Below are 17,935 nucleotides of genomic sequence, written 5' to 3' on the forward strand. Positions count from 1 at the left end.
GCAAAATCGATCTGGGAATTCAACACCGGAACGTCAAGACCCGGCCGCGAACCCGCCTTCAAGGTCGTGAAAAAGTCACCCTTTTCGTCTGCATCCAGGCGAGCAAATGATGAAGTGAAGGCGGCCGCACGACACGACCGCCTTGCGGCGCTGATCTTCACTGGAGCGCGATGACCCCGTCGACAGCCCGCCATTCTGAGGGCCTAATGAGCCGATGGTGGGCGACCCGGACGGAATGCAAGGCGCCCGCCAGTTCGCGTTCCCAAAAGCCTAGAAAGCCCCTCAGCGCGGGGAAATCCGGGGCGAGATCATAATCCTGCCACACGTAAAGCTGGAGCAGGCCGGGATGGTCGGGCAGATGATAATGGATCTCGGCAGTGGTCAAGCCGTAGCCGTTCATCTGCAAGCGGAATTCCCTGCTGACCGCGTTCGCCATCGCCTTCTGCGCCTCACGCGCTCAGCCGATCGATCAACTGCGGATGGTCGTCATCGGCAGCGCCGCTGGGCGGCGGGGCGAGCGCATCAAGCCGGCGCAACGCATCCATGATGTCGTCGAAGGAGACCGGCCGCCCGGTGCCTGGCGGCTGGCGCAGTGCCGGCATCGATTCCACGGCGCAGGCGTCGGACGCCCAGGACGAAAGGATCGCCCGCTTTTCCCATATGTCGAGCGAGCCGTCCTCCAGCACATCCCGCGGGTGCTGAAAATGGCTGGCCGGCGACAGCAGCCGATCGAGGGAAAGGTCTGATATTTCGGGAGCAAGGGAAGGGATGATCGGCGAAAGCGTCTGTCGGTTCATTTCTGTCCTCCGTCTCCAAAACTCCTTGTTTCGGGGTGCAACTTCTCAGCGGCCCCGGCGGTGCCGGGGTGCCGGGGTGCCGGGGTGCCGATAATTTTGTTCAGCTCAATCGCGAATTCAAGTCTCTCATTTCGTCGACGCGACCCGAATTTACCGCATGTTTTCAGAGCAGTAGCACTCAACATTCGAGAGTGCCAAAAAATTTTCGCCCCCCTCTTGAAAGTGAACGAAGGCAAAATTAGCTCGACATGCGCGCGACGCCGAAAGGGTCGCGTGAGCCCCGCTCCGGTCCTACCGGCCCGGAGCGGAGGAACCTCAAAAATCTGTTTGTCCTGAAGGAGAACGATATGACGTTCCGTCCATTGCATGACCGTATCCTGGTCCGCCGCATCGAAGCTGAAGAGAAGACCGCCGGCGGCATCATCATCCCCGACACTGCCAAGGAAAAGCCGCAGGAAGGCGAGGTTATCGCCGTGGGCCCGGGCGCCCGCGACGAGAGCGGCAAGCTCGCGCCCCTCGACGTGAAGATCGGCGACCGCATTCTGTTCGGCAAATGGTCCGGCACCGAGATCAAGCTCAACGGCGAGGACCTGCTCATCATGAAGGAAAGCGACGTGATGGGCGTGATCGAGCAGGTCGCGACGCTGAAGAAAGCCGCCTGACCGGGGGCTTCGATCGAACCGCAACCCAGTCAAAGACAACTGCCTAGAAAAGGAGTGATCCAATGGCTGCCAAGGAAGTCAAATTCCATTCCGATGCCCGCGAGCGCATGCTGCGCGGCGTCAACATCCTCGCCGACGCGGTGAAGGTCACGCTTGGTCCGAAGGGCCGCAACGTCGTCATCGACAAGTCGTTCGGCGCTCCGCGCATCACCAAGGACGGCGTCACCGTCGCCAAGGAGATCGAGCTCGAGGACAAGTTCGAGAACATGGGCGCGCAGATGGTCCGCGAAGTTGCTTCGAAGACCAATGATCTCGCCGGCGATGGCACGACCACCGCTACCGTTCTCGCCCAGGCGATCGTTCGCGAGGGTGCCAAGGCGGTGGCTTCCGGCATGAACCCGATGGACCTCAAGCGCGGCATCGACAAGGCGGTGGACGCGGTCGTCACCGAACTCAAGACGAATGCCCGCAAGATCACCAGAAACGACGAGATCGCTCAGGTCGGCACCATCTCGGCCAATGGCGATGCCGAAATCGGCCGCTTCCTGGCCGAGGCTATGGAAAAGGTCGGCAACGAAGGCGTCATCACCGTCGAGGAGGCCAAGACGGCCGAGACCGAGCTGGAAGTCGTCGAAGGCATGCAGTTCGATCGCGGCTATCTCTCACCCTACTTCGTCACCAACCAGGACAAGATGCGCGTGGAGCTCGACGAGCCCTATGTGCTGATCCATGAAAAGAAACTTGGCAACCTGCAGGCGCTGCTTCCCGTGCTCGAGGCCGTGGTGCAGGCCGGCAAGCCGCTGCTGATCATCGCCGAGGACGTCGAGGGCGAGGCCCTGGCTACGCTCGTCGTCAACAAGCTGCGCGGCGGGCTGAAGGTTGCCGCCGTCAAGGCTCCGGGCTTCGGCGACCGTCGCAAGGCCATGCTGGAGGATATCGCCATCCTAACCGGCGGCACGGCCATCAGCGAGGATCTCGGCATCAAGCTGGAGAACGTAACGTTGGCGATGCTCGGCCGCGCCAAGAAAGTGGCCATCGAGAAGGAGAACACCACCATCGTGGACGGCGCCGGCAAGAAACAGGAAATCCAGGGCCGCGTCACGCAGATCAAGGCGCAAATCGAGGAGACCACCTCCGATTACGATCGCGAGAAGCTGCAGGAGCGGCTGGCCAAGCTCGCCGGCGGCGTCGCGGTGATCCGCGTCGGCGGCGCGACGGAAGTCGAGGTCAAGGAGAAGAAGGACCGCGTCGACGACGCGCTGCATGCCACGCGCGCCGCGGTCGAGGAAGGTATCCTGCCCGGCGGCGGCGTTGCCCTGCTCAGGGCGGCCAAGGCGCTCGACGCCGTTGCGGTCGACAATCCCGACCAGAGATACGGCGTCGACATCGTGCGGCGGGCGATCGAGGCTCCGGCGCGCCAGATCGCTGAAAATGCCGGATCGGAAGGCTCGATCGTCGTCGGCAAGCTGCGCGAGAAGACCGACTTCGCCTTTGGCTGGAACGCCCAGACCGGCGAATATGGCGACCTCTACACGCAGGGTGTGATCGATCCAGCCAAGGTAGTGCGCACCGCGCTTCAGGATGCCGCTTCGGTAGCAGGACTGCTCGTCACCACGGAGGCCATGGTGGCCGAAAAGCCGAAGAAGGAAGCCGCCCCCGCCATGCCCGCCGGCGCCGGCATGGACTTCTAAAACGCAGACGTCGCCCGCTCCCGGTCCGGGGAGCGGGCGCTTGCGACGGACAAGATGGGAGAAATCTATGGACACGATAAGCGGGTCGGTTCCGGGACCGACGCATCCGGCAAGCGAATTCCTCGCCTACGAAGCCGAATGCCGCAACGCGCTGAAGCCGCTGCTGGCAGGCTTGCTGGACACCGCCGAATCCGTCGGATGGAACCGGCGTACTGTCGCCTCGACGTTGATGTTTTTGGCGGCGCAGCATGTGTCAGCGGAAACGTCTGGACGAAGTTGACCGGGACGGGCCAGCCTCGGCTTCTATCGCCTCGGGACGACGTTTCATGATCGCGGATGGAGGAGGATAGCCATGATTGCGGGACGATTGCGCGAATGCCTGAAAAGACTGAGATGGGGCGCCGCCGACTTGGCAGAGGAACTTGACTATCCGCCGAGCGAGGTGGCTCGCTGGCTGGACGGTAGCGCCCAGGTGCCGCTTGCCGTCGCCGCGTGGCTCGAGGCATTGGTGAAGGCTCACAAGGCGCTGCCGCCGCCAGGACTGGCCCAGTCGGGATCCGTGTTGCTGGCTTGGCCAATGGAGCGGTTGGCTGTCCTGAGTTCTGCGACCGACACAACAAAGCATGAAGCGTCGAAAGGGATTGTCCTTCGACCTTCCTATCCGCGTCGCCACGCCGTCGCCGGTAACCGTCGCGCCGGCGGGATGGCGGCACAGTCGAAAGGAGCTTCAGACAATGAAACACGACCACTTTAAGGAAGCGGTTACCATCCTCGTCGGCATGGGCCTGCCGGTGAGACTTGAGACGGTGATGCAAGCCTATGCCGTGCTCCAGGACTGGCCTGCCGCGACCAGGAGCAATGCCCATGCCATTGCTCTCAATGCCTGCAAGGCTGGCCTTGCCGGCGATATCGAGCCCGAAACAGTCAGAGCAACCCTCGTTGCCTTCGCCCGTCGTCACGACATCCTGGTGCCGGATATCGTTTCGCTGGCGCCGGCGGCACTGGCGGGCAAACCTGCCACCACAAGCAGCAACAGCTGAAAGACTGGAAACGCAGCACCCAAGGCAACCCATATCCTCCGTATGATCTCATATGGTCTGGCGAACCCGTGGCCGAAGGGAGGAACCACGCTGCATGCTTTGGCAGCGTCGCGCCACCACGTCCTTCCAGTCAAGTCTTAGCTGACGTTCGCCCTCGCTAGAGCCGGTCTCGTGTCGACGATGCAGCGATAACCGCTTCCGCCGTCTGGGCAATTCAGGCTGTCAGCCATCGGCCGCTGCTGTGGCCGATCCAGGCGCAAACCGCACTCCAAGAAAATGTCTGGAACGGGGCCGGAAGCGAACTGGCAGCGTAGCGTGCGAAACCGGCCCGAAGGCGGCTCTTCTATCCTAGCGGTCCGCCGCGCCTTACCCCAAGCGAGGCGCCTACGCCCTCTGAACGCGGCAAATCCGAATACTCCGCCTCCTGGCGGTTTGCGATCGAGACGATCCAGGCGCGAAGCTCCGCGCCATGAGGCTTTTGCAGCGCCGATCGATCCCAGGCAAGGAAATAGGGATCGGGCAGTCGAAGGGGGACGTTGAATGGCACAACCAGCCGACCGGAGGTAATGTCGTCCTTCGCCATCGACAATTGCGCCAGGACGAAGCCGCGACCGTTGATGGCTGCGTCGATGGCCGCGCTAGACAGCGAGAATGCAACCTCGCCCGATGTCTTGCGGTATTTCGCGCCGATGCTTGCCGCCCACTCGCTCCAGGTCGGCGGCGAGCGATGCTCGCGTGCCCATTCGATCGCCAGCAATGGCCGTTCGAGGATGTCGACCGGCTTGCGCAAAGGCAGCCGCTCCAGCAGCGCCGGCGAGCAGGCCGGCACGACCCAGTCGGTGAATAGTTCGACATAGTGGTCGTAGCCACGATTCTTCGCGCCATAGGAAATGCGAAAGTCGAGCTGCTCGTCGCCGAAGCGCGCCTCGGCCTCGGCGCCGATCAGGCGCACTGTGGCGCCCAAATGATGCGCCTGCCAGTCGAAAAGCTGAGGCGCCAGCCACTTGCCGGCGAGCGAAGGCAGGCACGAGACAGTCAGCGCGCTCTCGGTGCGCGCCCGTTCGAGCAGTTCTCCGGCGCCCCGGATGCGATCGAAGCCCTCTGACACCGCCGAGTGGTAGAGCCGTCCCCAAGAGGTCAGCGTGAGCATCCTGCCGCGGCGTTCCAGAAGTTGCACACCGAGAAATTCTTCCGCCTTGCGGATCTGCTGGCTGACAGCGCCGGGCGAAACGCCGAGCTCGTCGGCAGCGCCCGTCACGCTGCCCAGACGTCCGAAGGCTTCGAAGGCCTGTATCGCGCGCAAGGGTGGCGAGGTTCTCACGATATATGTTTCCGAGGCTTTGTTTTAGTTTTTCTAAAATAGAAGCCAGCTGCAAGCGCTTTTTGCACCCCCGCCGCGACACTAGAACTTTTCCCGAAGGATCGATATCTCGGAGAGGAAGCGGCCATGTTTCTCAGGAATTGCTGGTATGTCGCCGCTTGGGATCACGAGGTTGGCTCCAATGAGCTGAAGCCGGTGAAGGTCCTCGGCGAGGACATCGTCCTGTACCGCAAGACCAACGGCGCCGTCGCCGCCCTCGAAGATGCCTGCCCGCACCGCAAGCTGCCGCTGTCGATGGGCCGTATCAAGGGCGACGATGTCGAATGCGGCTATCACGGCCTCACTTTCGATTGCACCGGCACCTGCACCCGCGTTCCAGGCGCGGAGAAGATTCCGCATGTGGCACAGGTGCGCAGCTATCCGATCGCCGAGCGCTACGGCCTGCTCTGGATCTGGATGGGCGAGGCTGGCAAGGCCGATCCGGCCAAGATCTTCCAGGTCGAGCATTGGGGCGACCCAGCATGGGGCGTCAATCGCGGCGAGTCGATGATGCTCGAATGCAACTATCTCTACATGACCGACAACCTGCTCGACCCCTCGCATGTCGCCTGGGTCCACCAGAGCTCGTTCGGTAACGCCGCCGCCGAGGAGGCCCCACTCGAAACGACCGTCGGCGAGGACGGCGTCACCGTCTGGCGCTGGATGGTGGATGTCGAGCCCGCGCCATTCTACGCACCCTATCTCAAGTTCCGTGGCAAGTGCGACCGCAAGCAGCATTACGAGGTACGCTATCCAAGCCACGCCATCATCAAGGCGATCTTCGTGCCAGCCAACACAGGCGGGGAGGACAAGCCCCTTCATGAAGATGTCTTCCTCATGGACAGCTACAACTTCATGACTCCTGTCGATGGGAACCACACCAGGTACTATTGGTTTCAGATGCGCAATTTCGCGCCCGACGACGAGGAGATCTCGCGCCAGTTCGCCAAGTCCGTGCGTGGAGCCTTCGACGAGGATCGCGTGGTGCTCAACGCCGTGCACAAGGGCATGGCCAACATGCGCACCCCGAATCTCGACCTGAAGATCGACGTCGGTCCGCTGCGCTTCCGCCGCAACCTGGCGAGGCTGATCGCGGCTGAGGAACAGCAGCTGGCGGCCGCCGAATGAACGCCTACGCCGCGCCCGTCAGCGCAGGCCGGAGCGGGTTTCGCGAACTTAAGGTGGTGGCCAAGGTGCGTGAAAGCGCAACCATAAGCTCCTTCCACCTGGAGCCGCTGGAACCAGCAGGTTGGCGGCCTTTCGAGCCTGGCCAGTTCCTCGTCTTCCGCATACCAGTCCAAGACGGCAACGCGTTCGTGCTCAGGAATTACAGCGTGTCGTGCTCGCCGCGGCGGCAGGGCAGCTACCGCATTACCGTCAAGCGCGAGGCTGCACCGAGCGCCGATGTGCCCGACGGCGTCAGTTCCTGCTATTTGCATGATCATGTCGAGGTCGGTGACGTCCTGCTGGCCGAGGGGCCCCGCGGCGATTTCACGCTCGATGGCGAGAGCAAGCGGCCGGCGGTGCTGCTGAGCGGCGGCGTCGGACTGACGCCACTGGTCGCGATGCTGCATGCCCTGGCCGCCACAGAGCGGAAGGCGTTCTTCATCCATGCCTGCGATAATGGCGTCGTGCACGCCCTGCGCGACGAGGTCGAGGAGGTCGCCGCTTCTCGATCAGGTATGACGGTGCATTTCTGCTACCGCTTCCCGACCGAAAAGGACAGGATCGCCGGCCGCCACCACAGCGAAGGTGTGGTGACGCGAGAGCTATTGCAGCGGCTGCTGCCGCTCGACGACTACGATTTCTATCTTTGCGGCCCTTCGCCCTTCATGCGGGCCGTGTATGGGACGCTGCGTGGGCTCGGGGTTCCCAAGCAGCGCATCAGCCACGAGTTCTTCGGTCCGGCAACCCTGCTGGAAACACCAGCCAAGGCGGCGCCGGTCGAGCTGCAGCCGACGGCACGGGCGGTTTCGGACGAAGCTCCGACGGTGGAGTTTCGCAAGTCGCGCCGCACTGTGGTTTGGGACGCGACTGCCGAATCGCTGCTCGCTTTTGCGGAGGATCAGGGCCTTTCCCCCGAATTCAGCTGTCGCGCCGGCGTATGCGGCACCTGCAAGTCGCGCCTGATTTCCGGCGAGGTCGATTACTTCGAGGAGCCGTTGGACGAGCCGCCTGCCGGCGAAGTCCTGTTGTGCTGCTCCAAGCCAAGAGGATCGGTCATCCTGGACATTTGACCGGGCGGAAGCCCGTTAAAGTACGCACTCCCTCAGAGAACGGAAGCTTCGGCGTGGACAATTCGGTCAAAAGCGGCTCGCAAAACGGCTTGGCATTCAACCCCAACGTCGCTGCCCTGCCGCCCTACAATGCCGGCATGAATATCGCGGTCGCCCGTTCGATCTCGGGGCGCAACGACATCGCGCGTCTGGCCAGCAATGAAAATCCGGACGGGTGCTCGCCGGCCGTCCTCGCGGTGCTCGCCTCGCCGACGCTGGAGCCATGGCGTTACGCCGACCCCGCCTGCGCAGCTCTGCGTGCCGCCCTCGGGCAGAGGCTGTCGATCCAGCCGGACACCATCGTTGCCGGCAACGGTTCGGAGGAACTGATCGCCGCGGTGTCGCGCGCCATGCTTGTTCCAGGAGTGGGCGTGGTCACTGTGGTTCCGAGCTTCGGGCTGCACGAGATCGAGCCGCTGGCGCAGGGCGCGGTCGTGACAAAAGTAGCGATGACCGACGATCTCGGCTTCGACATAGCGGCACTCGAGCAGGCTGTCGCCAGCGGTCCCCGCCTCGTCTTCCTGTCCTCACCGTGGAATCCCGTCGGCCCTGCGCTCGATCGCAAGTCGCTGGATCGGCTGATTGCAGCGGTGAGACCCGGCACGTTGTTGGTGCTGGACGAAGCCTATTTCGAATTCGCTGACGGTTCCTGTCCCGACGGGCTCGAAGTGCTGCGCTCAAGCGACATTGCCTTCGTCGTGCTGCGAACCTTCTCCAAGGCCTACGGATTGGCGGGACTACGCGTCGGCTATGCCATCTGCTCCGACGCCGAACTGGCGCGCGTTGTGGCGGCGGCCAAGACGCCCTTCAACGTCAACGCCGCGGCGCAGGCTGCTGCCATCGCGGCACTCAGCGACGAGGCGTGGATGCGTGGATCGGTCGCTCGCCTGCGCAGCGAGCGAGCTCGCGTCGGCGCCGCCCTCGAAGAGCTTGGTTTCCGTGTCGCGTCCTCCCAGACGAATTTCCTGTTCTTCGATTGCGGCCGCGACAGCGCGGCCCTGGCGAGCGCCTTGCTTCAAGAAGGCATCATCGTCAAGGCATGGCGTGAAAGAGGCTACGAAGCCTATGTACGCCTCACCATTGGCTCACCCGCCGACAATGACCGCCTGATCGGCGCGCTGGCAAGGATCGCGCGTCAATGAACGGCCAACACGTCAGCCAGGCGAGATTGCAACATGCTCCTCGGGCAGTCCCGCATGCGCTTCTCGACGACCTCGGCGCCGTCGTCGGCGCGCAGCACTTGCGAACCGGCGCAGCCGCGGATGTCGATCCCGGCACCAATCTTGAGAATTTGGCCGCCGGCATCATCGTCGCACCCGCCACAACCGACGAGGTTGCCGCAGTGATGCGCTTGTGCAGCCAGTATGCGGTGCCGGTCGTTGCCCAGGGGGGACGCACAGGATTGGTCGGCGGCAGCATTTCAAAGCCCGGCGAGATCGTGCTTTCGCTTGAGCGGATGAACCGCATCGAAAGGCTGGACGCCGTCGAGCACACGGCCGTTGTGCAAGCCGGCGTCGTTTTGGAAAATCTGCAGAAGGCGGCTGCCGAACACAGGCTCGAACCGGGCATCGATCTTGCGGCGCGCGGTAGTGCCACCATCGGCGGCATGATCTCGACCAACGCCGGCGGGGTCATGGCCTTCCGCAACGGCGTCATGCGCCACCGGGTGCTCGGCCTTGAGGCGGTCCTGCCGGATGGCAGCGTCTATTGCGATATGACCCGGGTGGTAAAGAATGCCGCGGGCTATGACCTGAAGCATCTTTTCATCGGCGCGGAAGGCACGCTCGGCGTCGTAACGTGCGCGGTGCTCAAACTCGATCCCATGCCGTGCGCGACGGCAACGGCGCTGTTCGGCCTGCCGTCGGTCAAGGCGGCGCTGGACCTCATCCGCTTGGCGCTCGACTGCGAAACGGGCGAGCTTCGCGCGGCCGAGGCGTTGTGGCCGTCTTTCATCGATCTCACAGCTGCCGCGCGTGGCTGGTCGGAGCCCGACTTCGAGCTCGGCCGGCCGATCTATCTTCTGCTGGGGCTTGGCGGCGCGCGCGAGGAGGCACTGCGCGTCGAGTTCGAAAAACTCTTCGGCGATATTCTGGATCGCCATCCCGGGACGACCGGCATCCTCGCCAGCTCGAAGCGACAGGAAGAGGCGCTATGGGGACTGCGTGAGGACACCGAGGTCATCTATCGAGCACATCCGGCGGCGCCTTCCTACGACGTGTCGGTGCCGCTCTCGGAGATCGACGGATATGTCGAGAGAATCCTCGCGGGGCTGGCCGGTATCGACCCTGAATTGAAACCGTACGTCTTCGGCCATCTCGCCGATGGGAACCTGCATATCGTGCTCAACCGCGGCGGACCTCTACCGGCGGCGCTCGCGGCGGCCGTAGAGGCGGTGCTGTACGCCGATCTTGTCGCTCTTGGGGGCTCATTTTCGGCCGAGCACGGCGTCGGTTCCAAGCGCATCCACTCGCTGCTCGCCACCGCCGACGAGACCAAGCTGAAGCTGATGAGACGCGTCAAAGATACGCTCGACGGCCATTCGCTGATGAACCCGGGAAAGGTGATGCCGCTTGCATCGCATCCCATCAACGACAGCAGCCGGAACGGAGTGGAAGCCCATGCGTGATGTAGCCGCGGCGCGCTCCTATTCGGTCGGCTTTGCCGAGCTTCGCCAGCGCTTCCGCAACGCGGCCCAGCGCGCCGGTGCCGAGCTGACGGAATACGTGCATCCCCTCCACGGCCCGGCCGGGGAGGTGCTGGCCACCGACATCGCCTTCATCGGTCGTCGCAGCGCGCCCAAGGTGATGGTGCTGATCTCGGGCACGCATGGCGTCGAAGGCCAGTTCGGTTCGGCCTGCCAGACGGCCTGGCTGGAGGAGAATGCGCCGTGGCGGCTGCCGGACGATACGGCAATCCTCGCCATTCACCTCATCAACCCCTGGGGCACGGCCTGGTCGCGCCGCGTCAACGAGGACAATGTCGACCTCAACCGCAATTTCATCGACTGGCAGGCCGCGGCGCCGAAGAACGAGAAATACGCAGATCTACATGCGGCGCTGGTCTGCCATGAATGGGAAGGCCCCGACCGCGTCCGGGCCGACGAGGCACTGGACGCAGCAAGGAAGCGGCTCGGCGGCCATGCCGGTATCGCGCCGATCGTGGAGGCCGGTCAGTACCAGTTTCCTGACGGTCTATTCTACGGCGGTGCGGGACCCGTCTGGTCGAACCGCACGCTCAACGACATTCTGGCCACATTCGCCGCGCAGGCGCGTCACGTCCTGGTCTTCGACATGCACACCGGAGCTGGCCCCTATGGCTATCCCGCGCTGCTGTCGGTCGCCGAAAGCAAGCATGACGGCCTGGCATGGGGCAAATCCGTGTTCGGCCCGGCGCTCTCGGTGGTGCTGACCGGCAGGGACGCCAAGACGGACACCGGTATCGCCGCGACAGCGACAGGCTATGTCTCGGCGGCCGTTCGCAAGGCGCTGCCCGACGCGCGCGTGCTGCCGCTGGTCGTCGAGTGCGGCACGCTGGACGGCGCCACGGTCATGGACGCGGTGCAGGCCGACAACTGGCTGCATCTCTACGGCAAGGTCGATTCCCCGCTCGGACAGCGCATAAAGGCTGCCTTGCGCGCCGCCTTCATTCCCGAGGATGCCGACTGGCAGTGGAACTCGCTGGCAACGAGCCTACGCTATTTCGATCGCGCCTTCGCCGATCTCAAGGCGGTGGACGCCGCCATCGACGACAAGCCGCGAACGGCCGCGCCATTCGCCGTGACCAGCATCACCCAGCCACATCCCGCGGCCGTCGCCGTGCGGCCTAGGCCGGCCGTCGAGATACTCGACCTCCACAAGAGCTTTGGTCAGGTCGAGGTGCTGAGCGGCGTCAACCTCTCGGCCAGCGCGGGCGAGGTGGTGTCGATGATCGGTTCGTCCGGTTCCGGCAAGAGCACCTTCCTGCGCTGCATCAACATGCTTGAGCAGCCCAACGGCGGCCGCATCATCGTCGACGGCGAAGAGATCAGGATGAAGAAGACCGCGGACGGACGCTCTCATCCGGCCGACATGCGGCAGGTGGAGCGCATCCGCGCCCGCGTCGGCATGGTGTTCCAGAGCTTCAACCTGTGGCCGCACTTGACAGTGCTCGAAAACATCATCGAGGCGCCCGTTCACGTGTTGAAGGAGCGCCGCGAAGAGTCCGTCGAATACGCCCATGCGCTGCTGAAAAAGGTCGGGCTGTCCGACAAGCACGCCCAATATCCCGGCCAGCTGTCTGGAGGCCAGCAGCAGCGCGCGGCGATCGCCCGCACGCTCGCCATGCGGCCCAAGGTGATCCTGCTTGATGAGCCCACGTCCGCGCTCGATCCCGAACTGGTCGGCGAGGTCTTGCGCGTCATCCGCCAGCTCGCCGAGGAGGGCAACACCATGATCCTCGTGACGCACGAGATGCAGTTCGCGCGCGAGGTGTCGCACAAGATCCTCTTTCTCCATCGCGGCAAGGTGGAGGAGGAGGGAGCGCCGGCGGAGCTGTTCGCCAATCCGCGCTCGGAACGCCTGCGCCAGTTCCTGGCTCGGACGCTCTGACCGTGGCGCAATCAAGAAGCAACAGGGCGTAAGCCCGATGCACACCCACAAACGCCAACAATGGGGAACTCAATGAAACTGAAAATCTTGTCACTGCTCGCCTTCCTCGCGGTGGGAATGAGCAGCTCTTACGCCGGAGACGAACTCGCGATCGGCACCGAGGGCGCCTATCCGCCTTGGAGCATGGCCGATGCCTCCGGCAACGTCACGGGCTTCGATGCCGATGTCGGCGCCTTGTTGTGCGCCAAGCTCAACAAGAAGTGCCACTTCGTCGTGCAGGCCTTCGACGGCCTGATCCCGGCGCTGAAGGCAAAGCGCTTCGACGTCATCATCTCGGGCATGTCGATCACCGCCGAGCGCAAGAAGGAAATCAACTTCAGCGTCGGTTACGCTGAGCTCGCCAACATGTTCGTGGCGCCGAAGGGTTCCGACCTCGCCGGCATCAAGGACATCGACACGCTGCTCAAGTCGCTCGACGGCAAGAAGGTTGGCGTGCAAGCCGGCACCACCCATGCGCATTTCCTCGAGAAGCGCGCCCCCAATGCCGATCTCAGGACCTACGACACCCTCGACCAGATGCAGATCGACCTCGCGTCCGGCCGCATCGACGCTGCCTTCGCCGACGCTTCGGCGCTGCAGGACTTCCTCGACAAGCCGGATGGCAAGAACTTCCAGTTCGTCGACGTGAAGATCAAAAGCAGCTTCGATCCGTCGCTGGGTGAAGGCATCGGTGTTGGTATCGCGCAGGACAACACTGCGCTGAAAGCCGACATCGACAAGGCGCTGTGCGAGCTGATTGCCGATGGTTCGGTCGGCAAGGCGAGCGAGAAGTGGTTCAAGTCCGACATTTCTCGCCCCTGCAAATAAGCACCCCGAGGCGACCGTCCGCACGAAGCGAGGACGGTCGCCTCGACTAGGTCCGGAGGCGGCAATGTCGCCGTCCGGGCGAAATTGGCATCGGAACGCTTGGGTCACGCAATGGAATTTGGTCTTTGGCAGGTGTGGGAAGGTGGCTGGGTCAGCGCCATCATGCGCGGCGCGGCAATCACCATTGCCGTGGCTATTGCCGCCATGGTGGGTGGCTTCGTCGTCGGCGTGATCTGCGGCCTGATCAAATGGGGGCGCGTGCGTCCGCTGACGTATGTCGTGGACGGCTACACGGCGCTGGTTCGCGGTGTACCCGAATTGCTCATCATCTACCTGCTGTTCTTCGGTTCGGTCGAGTTTGTGACGCGGGTGGCGACGGCCTTCGGCTATGCCGGCCTTGCCGACAGCGGCTATGCTTTCGTCATCGCGGTCATCGCCATCGGCTCTATCTCGGGGGCCTATTCCACCGAGGTGGTGCGCGGCGCGCTCGCCGCCATCCCGCAAGGTCAGATCGAGGCGGCCCGGGCGCTGGGCATCCCCGGCGTCCGCATCTTTCGCCGTATCATCCTGCCGCAGATGCTGCGCATCGCGATCCCAGGGATGAACAATGTCTGGCAGGTCACCATCAAGGACACAGCCCTCGTCTCGGTGGTCGGCCTTCAAGAGTTGATGCGAACGGCCTTCATCGGCTCCAACACAACCCGCCACCCCTTCATCTTCTATCTCATCGCGGCGGTGGTGTATCTCGCGATCACACTGATCAGCCAGGCCGGCGTCGACCAGGCCGAACGCATGCTCAGGCTTCGCGCAAGGAAGTGATCCGATGGACCTCGAACTCATCCAGCAGGCGGTTCCGGTGCTGTTGAAAGGGCTGAAGGTCACCGCCATCCTCACCGTCCTGTCGGTGCTGATCGGCTTCAACCTCGGCCTGGGGCTCGCCATGATGCGCCTGTCGTCGAACAGGCTCGTTTCCGGTTTTGCCAAAGGCTACAGCACGGTCTTTCGCGGCACGCCGCTGCTGGTGCAGATCTTCCTGTTCTATTATGGCCTCGGCCAACTCTCCTTCGTCAAGGACAACGCGGCACTGTGGTGGGTGGTCAGCGACGGCGCGCGCTGCGCGGTGCTGGCGCTGGCGCTCAACACGGCCGCCTACACGTCGGAGATCCTGCGCGGCGGCTTGCTGTCGGTGCCGACGGGTCTCGTCGAGGCAGCGCAGGCCTGCGGCATGTCGCGCGCCTTGCGCTTCCGCCGCATCGAGTTTCCCCTCGCAATCCGCCAGGCGTTGCCTGCTTATGGCAACGAACTGGTTCTGACGCTGAAGGGCACCAGCCTTGCTTCCACAATTACGGTCCTGGAAGTCACTGGCTACGCGAAGCGGTTGATGAGCCAGACCTTCGCAGTGTTCGAGATATTTGCCATCGCCGGAGTGTTCTACCTGGCGATCAATCTCCTGCTGATCACCTTAGTGCGTCTGCTGGAGCGCTATCTCAATCGCCACCAGTCGCAATGAAAATGTCCGCTTGCGGGAAACATCGCAGTCGACGTCGCCCGATCGAGCCGCGACAGTGAAGCGTTGGCGTAGGCTGGCGAAGCAAGCGGGGCTCAGTCGAAGAAGCCCGCGTCCTCTTCCTTGAGATACTTCCGGGCGGCTTCGGCGTCGATATCGAGACCGAGCCCCGGCGCTTCCAAGAGGTCCACCATGCTGTCCTTCACGATCTGCTTCGGCAGACCGATGACCAGATCCTCCCACCAAGGGTCGGAGGCGCTCGGATATTCGAACGCGATGTAGTTGGCCGGCAAGGTGGCGCAGACGTTGATCAGCGCGCCGAGGCCGAGCAGGCCGTTCGCCGTGCCGTGCGGCGCCATCAGGATCGAGTGCATATAGGCGTGCTCGGCGACCCATTTGAGCTCAGCGATGCCACCAATATCGGCCGGATCGGGGCCGATGACGCGCACCGCCTGCGTCTCGATCAGCTCCTTGAAATTATGCCGCAGGTAGATCTGCTCGCCGGTATGGATCGGCGTCGAGGTGGAGGTGGTGAGCTCGCGATAGGCCTGCGGATTGACCCACGGCACATAGTCGCCGGTCAGCATGTCCTCGAGCCACATCAAATTGTACTTTTCGACGGCGCGGGCGAATTTGATCGCATCGGGCAGCATCCAGCCCGGGCCGCAGTCGAGCGCCAGGCTGACCTTGTCGCCCAGCACCTCCTTCATCGCGATCACGCAGTCGAGCATGTGGTTGAAACCGCGCTCGCTGATCACGCCTTGGTCCATGGCGCCGTGATAGCCGGCCTTCTTCTGCGTCACGCCGTAATGGAAGCCATCGACGCTGTCCTTCATGTTGGAGTGGAACGAGATGCCCTGCTTGACCATGAAGAAGTTCTGCGGCTGCTCCATCATCCATTTGACGTCGGCGGCATAATCCTCCGGCCGGTCGCCCGTGCGCTTGCGGCGGATCGAGCCGTTGTAGACGCGCACCTTGTCGCGCACCTTGCCGCCAAGCAGCTTGTAGACGGGCACGCCCGCGGCCTTGCCGGCAATGTCCCACAGCGCGTGCTCGATGGCGCTCACCGCCGCGCCATAGGGCTTGAACGAGCCGCGCTGGCGGATCTTCAGCATCACCCGCTCGACATCGGTCGGGTCCTCGCCGATCAGCGCCTCGCGGAAGTGCAGCACGAAGGGTTTCAGGTAGGTCTTTGTGTATTCGACTTCGCCCAGCCCATAGAGCCCCTCGTCAGTCACGACGCGGACGATCGGGTGCTTGCCGATGACAGCGCAGCGCAGGTCGGTGATCTTCATGACGCAGTCCTATTTCACAGACGAGAAAGCTGTCGGCGTGAGCAGCTGGCTGCTGATATTGGCGATGATCTGCCCGTCGCGCTGAGACTCGTCCACGGCCCTGTGCCATGCCGGATCGGCGACGAAAGCCGCCCATTTCGCCTCACGCTCGGCCATCGATTCCCAGGCGAGGAAATAGGTGAGGCGATTGCTGTTTTCGCCGATCGCCGTGGTGAAAAACCCGGCCTGGCGGATGCCATGCCTCTCCCAGATGGCCAGCGTTTGTTCGGAAAAGCGCTTGAGCAAAGCCGGCAGCCTGCCCGGCAGGCAGTCATAGATACGCAGCTCGTAGATCATGGTTTCGTCCGTTTCTTTCTTCGCCTCTCCCTTGGGAGAGGTCGATACCAATGGTCGGTCGTTGGCCCTCTAAATCTTGGGGAATGAGGCAGGGGGCCGGGCTAACTCCAGGTCCGGTCCCAGCTATATTCATTGTCCCAATGCTCGGTGGATTGCCATATCCCCGTGACACCGGGCTGCAGATGCTGGCTGATCACCTCGTCGACGACGTCGTCGATCCCCAGGCCCGGCTTGTCCGGAACGGTGATGAAGCCGTCCTTGACGAGCGGCTTGGGAAGGCCGGTGACGATATCGTCCCACCAGTCGACATCGACGGAATGGTATTCGAGCGCCATGAAGTTCTCGGTCGCGGTCGCGACATGGGCCGCAGCCATCGCGGCGATCGGACTTTCGGCCATGTGGATGGCCATGGCGACGCCGTGGTCCTGCGCCATGTCGCCGATCTTCTTGGTCTCGAGGATGCCGCCGCTGGTGAGCAGGTCCGGGTGGATAATGGAGAGGCCACCGCTCGCAAGCAGCGGCTCGAAGCCCTCCTTGAGATAGATATCCTCGCCGGTGCAGATCGGCACCGAGGTCGCCTGCTGCAGCTGCCGGTATTGCGCGGTGTACTGCCAGGGAATGACGTCCTCGAGCCATGCGGGGACATATTTTTCGATGCGGCGCGACAGGCGGATCCCGTCCTGCAGCGAGATGTGGCCGACATGGTCAATGGCTAAAGGGATCTCGTAGCCGATGACCTCGCGAACCTCGTGGATATACTGCTCGAGCAGGTCGATGCCCTTTTCGGTGAAATGCAGGCCCGTGAACGGGTGCTGCACGTTCTGCGCGTCATAGGTGAGATTGCGGGCCTTGCGTTCCTCCAACGAGCCGCCGCGGCCGCGCGGATTGCCGCGAAGCCCTTCGAGCACGCCGGCGGGCGCGACAACCGCGCCCGGGACATGGGCGATCTGCATCAAGCCGAGGTCCATTTTGAGGAAGGTGAAGCCGCGCTCCATGCGCGCCTTGAGGCGCTTGCCGGTCTCGGTGCCGCTCGGCTTCTCGGCGTCGGTGTCGCAATAGACGCGCACGTGATCGCGAAACTTGCCGCCGAGCATCTGGTAGATCGGCACGCCATAGGCCTTGCCGGCGAGATCCCAGAGCGCGATCTCGACCGCTGACACGCCGCCGCCCTGCCGCCCATGGCCGCCGAACTGTTTGATGCGGCGAAACAGACGGTCGATGTCGCATGGGTTCTCACCGAGCAGCCGGCTCTTCAGCATGAGCGCAAAGGTGGCGCTGGCGCCATCGCGCACCTCGCCAAGCCCGACGATGCCCTGGTTGGTGTAGATTTTGAGAAGCGCCGAGGTGAATGGCGCGCCGACGATCTCGGCCACCCGCATGTCGGTGATGCGCAGCTCGGACGGATTGGAATTCGTGTTCACCCGATTGAGGGCCTCATCGGCTCCGCCGGTCTTTGGCATGACTTATCCTCGTTCTGGTCGATAGGGTTTATGCCCCGCCCTTGCCGACTTGGAACGC

At 63.4% G+C, this 17,935-nt stretch carries 19 protein-coding genes; 13 read left to right on the forward strand and 6 right to left on the reverse strand.

The window, feature by feature from the left end; translation table 11 throughout:
• Positions 1-157: 157 nt before the first annotated feature.
• Together WDX12_RS00485 and WDX12_RS00490 are read right to left on the reverse strand one after the other, a co-directional pair.
• Positions 158-436, reverse strand: a complete 279-nt coding sequence (locus WDX12_RS00485) for an usg protein (RefSeq protein WP_320293732.1) — start codon at positions 434-436, stop codon at positions 158-160.
• 13 nt (positions 437-449) lie between these two features.
• Positions 450-797 carry a hypothetical protein gene (locus WDX12_RS00490; protein ID WP_320293731.1) on the reverse strand — a complete coding sequence of 116 codons (348 nt, stop codon included), beginning with the start codon at positions 795-797 and terminating at the stop codon, positions 450-452.
• Between the two features lie 347 nt (positions 798-1,144).
• Between WDX12_RS00490 and groES the strand changes: the two genes are divergently transcribed.
• From groES to WDX12_RS00515, 5 genes are all read left to right on the forward strand, one after another.
• Positions 1,145-1,459 carry a co-chaperone GroES gene (groES, locus tag WDX12_RS00495; RefSeq protein ID WP_320293730.1) on the forward strand — a complete coding sequence of 105 codons (315 nt, stop codon included), beginning with the start codon at positions 1,145-1,147 and terminating at the stop codon, positions 1,457-1,459.
• A 62-nt stretch (positions 1,460-1,521) separates the two neighbouring features.
• Positions 1,522-3,150 (forward strand): chaperonin GroEL, encoded by a 1,629-nt coding sequence (groL, locus tag WDX12_RS00500; RefSeq protein WP_320293729.1) that lies wholly within the window; start codon positions 1,522-1,524, stop codon positions 3,148-3,150.
• Positions 3,151-3,217: 67 nt separating this feature from the next.
• Positions 3,218-3,430: a hypothetical protein gene (locus WDX12_RS00505; protein WP_320293728.1), complete on the forward strand. Its 213-nt coding sequence runs from the start codon at positions 3,218-3,220 to the stop codon at positions 3,428-3,430.
• Positions 3,431-3,502: 72 nt separating this feature from the next.
• The gene (locus tag WDX12_RS00510) at positions 3,503-3,904 is read left to right on the forward strand and encodes a hypothetical protein (RefSeq protein ID WP_434723578.1); all 402 of its coding nucleotides are present in this window, start codon (positions 3,503-3,505) and stop codon (positions 3,902-3,904) included.
• Positions 3,885-4,190, forward strand: coding sequence for a DUF982 domain-containing protein (locus WDX12_RS00515; RefSeq protein ID WP_320293726.1), 306 nt, complete (start codon positions 3,885-3,887; stop codon positions 4,188-4,190). Before WDX12_RS00510 ends, WDX12_RS00515 begins: the two co-directional genes overlap by 20 nt.
• Positions 4,191-4,533: 343 nt before the next feature.
• Here the strand turns inward: WDX12_RS00515 and WDX12_RS00520 are convergent, their stop codons facing one another.
• Positions 4,534-5,511 (reverse strand): LysR family transcriptional regulator, encoded by a 978-nt coding sequence (locus WDX12_RS00520; protein ID WP_434723579.1) that lies wholly within the window; start codon positions 5,509-5,511, stop codon positions 4,534-4,536.
• Between the two features lie 126 nt (positions 5,512-5,637).
• On the opposite strand from WDX12_RS00520, the gene WDX12_RS00525 reads away from it, so the two are divergent.
• The 8 genes from WDX12_RS00525 (at position 5,638) to WDX12_RS00560 (ending at position 14,789) form a co-directional block, all read left to right on the forward strand.
• Positions 5,638-6,678: a Rieske 2Fe-2S domain-containing protein gene (locus tag WDX12_RS00525; RefSeq protein WP_434723580.1), complete on the forward strand. Its 1,041-nt coding sequence runs from the start codon at positions 5,638-5,640 to the stop codon at positions 6,676-6,678.
• Positions 6,675-7,787 (forward strand): 2Fe-2S iron-sulfur cluster-binding protein, encoded by a 1,113-nt coding sequence (locus WDX12_RS00530; RefSeq protein WP_434723581.1) that lies wholly within the window; start codon positions 6,675-6,677, stop codon positions 7,785-7,787. Before WDX12_RS00525 ends, WDX12_RS00530 begins: the two co-directional genes overlap by 4 nt.
• A gap of 53 nt (positions 7,788-7,840) precedes the next feature.
• Positions 7,841-8,968, forward strand: a complete 1,128-nt coding sequence (hisC, locus tag WDX12_RS00535; protein ID WP_434723582.1) for a histidinol-phosphate transaminase — start codon at positions 7,841-7,843, stop codon at positions 8,966-8,968.
• 149 nt (positions 8,969-9,117) lie between these two features.
• Complete coding sequence (locus tag WDX12_RS00540; protein WP_434723583.1) at positions 9,118-10,452, forward strand: FAD-binding oxidoreductase; 1,335 nt, start codon at positions 9,118-9,120, stop codon at positions 10,450-10,452.
• Complete coding sequence (locus tag WDX12_RS00545) at positions 10,445-12,412, forward strand: DUF2817 domain-containing protein (protein ID WP_434723584.1); 1,968 nt, start codon at positions 10,445-10,447, stop codon at positions 12,410-12,412. The genes WDX12_RS00540 and WDX12_RS00545 overlap by 8 nt, the downstream gene beginning before the upstream one ends.
• A gap of 72 nt (positions 12,413-12,484) precedes the next feature.
• Positions 12,485-13,279: a transporter substrate-binding domain-containing protein gene (locus tag WDX12_RS00550; protein WP_320293719.1), complete on the forward strand. Its 795-nt coding sequence runs from the start codon at positions 12,485-12,487 to the stop codon at positions 13,277-13,279.
• A gap of 111 nt (positions 13,280-13,390) precedes the next feature.
• Positions 13,391-14,098, forward strand: a complete 708-nt coding sequence (locus WDX12_RS00555; RefSeq protein WP_320293718.1) for an ABC transporter permease — start codon at positions 13,391-13,393, stop codon at positions 14,096-14,098.
• A 4-nt stretch (positions 14,099-14,102) separates the two neighbouring features.
• Positions 14,103-14,789, forward strand: a complete 687-nt coding sequence (locus WDX12_RS00560; protein ID WP_320293717.1) for an ABC transporter permease — start codon at positions 14,103-14,105, stop codon at positions 14,787-14,789.
• Between the two features lie 92 nt (positions 14,790-14,881).
• On the opposite strand, the gene WDX12_RS00565 is transcribed toward WDX12_RS00560, so the two are convergent.
• From WDX12_RS00565 to WDX12_RS00575, 3 genes are all read right to left on the reverse strand, one after another.
• Positions 14,882-16,081 (reverse strand): mandelate racemase/muconate lactonizing enzyme family protein, encoded by a 1,200-nt coding sequence (locus tag WDX12_RS00565; RefSeq protein WP_320293716.1) that lies wholly within the window; start codon positions 16,079-16,081, stop codon positions 14,882-14,884.
• Between the two features lie 9 nt (positions 16,082-16,090).
• Positions 16,091-16,417 carry an NIPSNAP family protein gene (locus tag WDX12_RS00570; protein WP_320293715.1) on the reverse strand — a complete coding sequence of 109 codons (327 nt, stop codon included), beginning with the start codon at positions 16,415-16,417 and terminating at the stop codon, positions 16,091-16,093.
• A 101-nt stretch (positions 16,418-16,518) separates the two neighbouring features.
• The gene (locus tag WDX12_RS00575; RefSeq protein WP_434723585.1) at positions 16,519-17,877 is read right to left on the reverse strand and encodes a mandelate racemase/muconate lactonizing enzyme family protein; all 1,359 of its coding nucleotides are present in this window, start codon (positions 17,875-17,877) and stop codon (positions 16,519-16,521) included.
• Positions 17,878-17,935 lie beyond the last annotated feature (58 nt).

The sequence above is a fragment of the Mesorhizobium sp. RIZ17 genome (genome assembly GCF_051127865.1).
GTDB lineage: Bacteria > Pseudomonadota > Alphaproteobacteria > Rhizobiales > Rhizobiaceae > Mesorhizobium > Mesorhizobium humile.

Bases quoted from the DNA above. Each gene is read 5' to 3' on its own strand.
- WDX12_RS00490 (WP_320293731.1), bottom strand. From the start codon at position 797: ATGAACCGACAGACGCTTTCGCCGATCATCCCTTCCCTTGCTCCCGAA.
- WDX12_RS00570 (WP_320293715.1), bottom strand. From the start codon at position 16,417: ATGATCTACGAGCTGCGTATCTATGACTGCCTGCCGGGCAGGCTGCCG.
- WDX12_RS00575 (WP_434723585.1), bottom strand. From the start codon at position 17,877: ATGCCAAAGACCGGCGGAGCCGATGAGGCCCTCAATCGGGTGAACACG.
- WDX12_RS00530 (WP_434723581.1), top strand. From the start codon at position 6,675: ATGAACGCCTACGCCGCGCCCGTCAGCGCAGGCCGGAGCGGGTTTCGC.
- WDX12_RS00505 (WP_320293728.1), top strand. From the start codon at position 3,218: ATGGACACGATAAGCGGGTCGGTTCCGGGACCGACGCATCCGGCAAGC.
- groES (WP_320293730.1), top strand. From the start codon at position 1,145: ATGACGTTCCGTCCATTGCATGACCGTATCCTGGTCCGCCGCATCGAA.
- WDX12_RS00525 (WP_434723580.1), top strand. From the start codon at position 5,638: ATGTTTCTCAGGAATTGCTGGTATGTCGCCGCTTGGGATCACGAGGTT.
- groL (WP_320293729.1), top strand. From the start codon at position 1,522: ATGGCTGCCAAGGAAGTCAAATTCCATTCCGATGCCCGCGAGCGCATG.
- WDX12_RS00560 (WP_320293717.1), top strand. From the start codon at position 14,103: ATGGACCTCGAACTCATCCAGCAGGCGGTTCCGGTGCTGTTGAAAGGG.
- WDX12_RS00545 (WP_434723584.1), top strand. From the start codon at position 10,445: ATGCGTGATGTAGCCGCGGCGCGCTCCTATTCGGTCGGCTTTGCCGAG.
- WDX12_RS00555 (WP_320293718.1), top strand. From the start codon at position 13,391: ATGGAATTTGGTCTTTGGCAGGTGTGGGAAGGTGGCTGGGTCAGCGCC.
- WDX12_RS00485 (WP_320293732.1), bottom strand. From the start codon at position 436: ATGGCGAACGCGGTCAGCAGGGAATTCCGCTTGCAGATGAACGGCTAC.
- WDX12_RS00510 (WP_434723578.1), top strand. From the start codon at position 3,503: ATGATTGCGGGACGATTGCGCGAATGCCTGAAAAGACTGAGATGGGGC.
- WDX12_RS00565 (WP_320293716.1), bottom strand. From the start codon at position 16,081: ATGAAGATCACCGACCTGCGCTGCGCTGTCATCGGCAAGCACCCGATC.
- WDX12_RS00550 (WP_320293719.1), top strand. From the start codon at position 12,485: ATGAAACTGAAAATCTTGTCACTGCTCGCCTTCCTCGCGGTGGGAATG.
- WDX12_RS00515 (WP_320293726.1), top strand. From the start codon at position 3,885: ATGAAACACGACCACTTTAAGGAAGCGGTTACCATCCTCGTCGGCATG.